Annotated in this window: 4 protein-coding genes and 1 pseudogene; all 5 read right to left on the bottom strand. The window is 43.0% G+C overall.

Annotation, left to right across the window (positions count from 1 at the left end; all coding sequences use genetic code 11):
- Window positions 1–451: pseudogene (locus AB3112_RS10295) on the bottom strand (DNA replication protein DnaD); the annotation flags it as partial.
- Window positions 452–943, bottom strand: a complete 492-nt coding sequence (gene nrdR, locus AB3112_RS10290; RefSeq protein ID WP_057910439.1) for a transcriptional regulator NrdR — start codon at window positions 941–943, stop codon at window positions 452–454.
- Between the two features lie 14 nt (window positions 944–957).
- Window positions 958–1,548, bottom strand: a complete 591-nt coding sequence (coaE, locus tag AB3112_RS10285; RefSeq protein ID WP_367334436.1) for a dephospho-CoA kinase — start codon at window positions 1,546–1,548, stop codon at window positions 958–960.
- Window positions 1,541–2,383: a DNA-formamidopyrimidine glycosylase gene (gene mutM, locus AB3112_RS10280; RefSeq protein WP_084975282.1), complete on the bottom strand. Its 843-nt coding sequence runs from the start codon at window positions 2,381–2,383 to the stop codon at window positions 1,541–1,543. Before mutM ends, coaE begins: the two co-directional genes overlap by 8 nt.
- A 17-nt stretch (window positions 2,384–2,400) precedes the next feature.
- The coding region (locus tag AB3112_RS10275; protein WP_367334435.1) for a DNA polymerase at window positions 2,401–2,967 on the bottom strand (567 nt) is incomplete at its 5' end.

Genomic DNA, 2,967 nt, shown 5'->3' with positions numbered 1-2,967 from the left:
CTAAATCAGGTGTTGGGGTAACAAGGCGCTCAACAATTTGTTTATAGGTGCTGTCGCCAACTTTTCCCAAAAGAATGATTGATAAAATATCCGTTCTTAAAAACTGTTCCGGTGACAGCGGTTCATTAAGCGAATAAATCAGCGTATCAGGCCGCTTGGGTGAAATAAGGGTTCTAATGAGTTTCACGGCTTCCAAGCGTTTACGAACGCCCAGCAAATCACTGATGCCGGAATTTAACATACTTTGGATCTCGTAGTGCTTGTGCAAAATCATTTGATTGTGATCATTCAAGCTCAATGACCACAACAAATTGTATAAGGCAATTGCCTGTTCACCAATGATTGGCTGATACAAATTCGTTAAAACAGTGTGGTCAAGATCTCGATTGACGTGCGCATTAATTAATACAAATTTTGAATCCGGAGTTAACTTTTCAAATGACTCTGCCATTTACTTTTCCTCCGAGTGCCCCTCATCATGTTTCTTTTTATCCTTTTCCATGATTTCTTTGAGCTCTTTATAAAAGACCGACATATCCTTAAACTGACGGTAAACACTGGCAAAGCGGATATAAGCAATTTCATCCAAGTTTACCAAATCTTCCATTACATATTCACCAATTTGTTGACTAGAGACTTCGTTTTCACCCAAAGAGCGCAATTTATTTTCGACCCGATCGACCAAATTGGTAATCGCATCCATTGAAACCGGGCGCTTCTCAGCCGACCGCACAATCCCTTTAAGCAGCTTTTCACGGTTAAATTCTTCCCGGTTACCATTTTTCTTCACAACTAAAAGTGGTGTGACTTCCACACGCTCAAAAGTGGTAAATCGAAACCCACAGTGTTCACATTCTCTTCTTCGTCTGATGACTCGGCCGTCGTCAGTTGGCCTTGAGTCGACAACTTTGGAACCATTATATCCGCAATGAGGACATTGCATGGTGTTCACCTCGTCTATTTCGTTTGGCTCGCCAACCACGTCTTAACTTGGGCCAGCGTTTCTGGTATTGAATCTGAGTTATAAATAATTGTATCAGCCAAATCGCATTTTGTCTGCAATGGCCACTGATTTTTAATTCGTTTGGTTGCATCCACAATACTTAGTTTATTGCGTTTCATGAGCCGATGCAACTGCGTAACCGGGTCGCAGTAAACCACGATCACTTGGTCAACTAAGTGGGCATACCCATTTTCGTATAAAGTTGGCGCGTCCAAAACAACTAATGGTGCGTCAAAATAATGATCGATTTGCTTGAAGATTTCAGCGCGAATAAACGGGTCGATTACCCGAACCAACCGTTTTAACTTTGATGGATCGTTAAACACCATTTTTCCAAGCGCTTGACGATCCAATTCGCCGTTGGTTTGAATCATCTGATCACCAAAAACTTCAGCCAAAGCTCGCAGGCCGGCAGTTCCCTTTGCTTCGACCTGATGGGTAATTAAATCGGCATCAATAATTGGAATGCCCTGCTCATTTAAATAGTCACTGACCAACGACTTGCCCGTTGCAATGCCACCGGTTAACCCAATTAATTTACTCATGTTTCTCACCACGTAACGGTTGGCACTTTGGGCAATAATGGGTTCCCCGTTGAGCCAACTTAATCTTGACAATTTTAGTGCCACAGCGCGGACAGGGTTCTCCCTGCCTGCCATAGACATTTAAATGATTCTGAAAGTTCCCCGCTTCCCCGTAGGCAGTGGAATACGAATGAACCGTCGTTCCATGACCATCGATTGCCATTTGAATTTCAGTAATAATATTTTTCCGCAACCGTTTGATTTGCGCTGGTTTTAAAGAATTGACCGGCTGCTTAGGATTAATTTTACTTAACCACAAAACCTCGTCGGCATAGATGTTACCTAGCCCGGCAATGTTGCTTTGATCCAGCAAAAAAGGTTTGATGACTTTGCGGCTTTTCTTAAAAATCGCCGTAATATAGTCGAGCGTCAGCGCCTGTTCAGTTGGTTCAGGGCCAATGGTTTTCAAGCCGGCCACCGACATCTCTGTGCCGGTATCCACGAGATTCATCCGACCAAACTTGCGGGTATCGTTGTAACGTAATTCACGCCCATCGGTTAGATGAAACACCACGTGGGTGTGTTTGTCCAACGGTGCGCCGTCTGGTTCAACGTCATATTTTCCTTCCATCCGCAAATGAGAAACAATCGTAAGGTGATCACTCAAACGAATGAGTAAATACTTCCCCCGGCGATCAATTCGATCAATCTTTTTCCCCTTCAACGCGTTCTCGAAGTCCTTTGGAGGCAGGTTAACCATCTTTGGATACAAAACATCAACGGATTTAATCGTGCTTCCTTCAACTAATTTCGTGAGACCGCGTCTGACAGTTTCAACTTCTGGTAATTCAGGCATCTTGATCCCCCATTACGTTATTTTGCATCATACCAAGTTTTTCCCCAATGACTTTCTACCTTTAATGGAACATCAAGTTTAATAGCCGAGTCCATGACACTTGGGATCAGCTTTTTGACCGTCTCAAGTTCATCATTTGGAACTTCGAAAATCAGTTCATCGTGAACTTGAAGCAGCATCTTTGTTTTCATATCTTTAATTGCTTTGTTCATATTGATCATGGCAATTTTGATAATATCGGCCGCACTGCCTTGAATCGGTGTATTCATTGCCGTCCGTTCGGCAAATGATCTCAGGTTAAAACTCTTAGAATTGATATCCGGCAGGTATCTGCGCCGGTGGGCAATTGTTTCAACATAGCGGTGGTTGCGGGCAAATTTGACAATATCATCCATGTACTTCTTAACACCCGGATATTCTTCAAAATACCGTTCAATAAATTGGTGGGCTTGTTTACGGGTAATCCCAGTATTTTGAGATAAGCCAAAATCACTAATGCCGTAAACAATTCCAAAGTTAACTGCCTTTGCTTGACGTCGTAATTCAGGGGTGACGGCTTCGTTTGAGGGCAGACCGAAGATTCG

Source organism: Lentilactobacillus sp. (genome assembly GCF_040773105.1).
In the GTDB taxonomy this organism is placed as follows: Bacteria; Bacillota; Bacilli; order Lactobacillales; family Lactobacillaceae; genus Lentilactobacillus; species Lentilactobacillus parabuchneri.
Note: the sequence above shows the minus strand (reverse complement) of the source record. Positions and strands in the feature narration are given on the sequence as shown.

Bases quoted from the DNA above. Each gene is read 5' to 3' on its own strand.
- nrdR (WP_057910439.1), bottom strand. From the start codon at position 943: ATGCAATGTCCTCATTGCGGATATAATGGTTCCAAAGTTGTCGACTCA.
- coaE (WP_367334436.1), bottom strand. From the start codon at position 1,548: ATGAGTAAATTAATTGGGTTAACCGGTGGCATTGCAACGGGCAAGTCG.
- mutM (WP_084975282.1), bottom strand. From the start codon at position 2,383: ATGCCTGAATTACCAGAAGTTGAAACTGTCAGACGCGGTCTCACGAAA.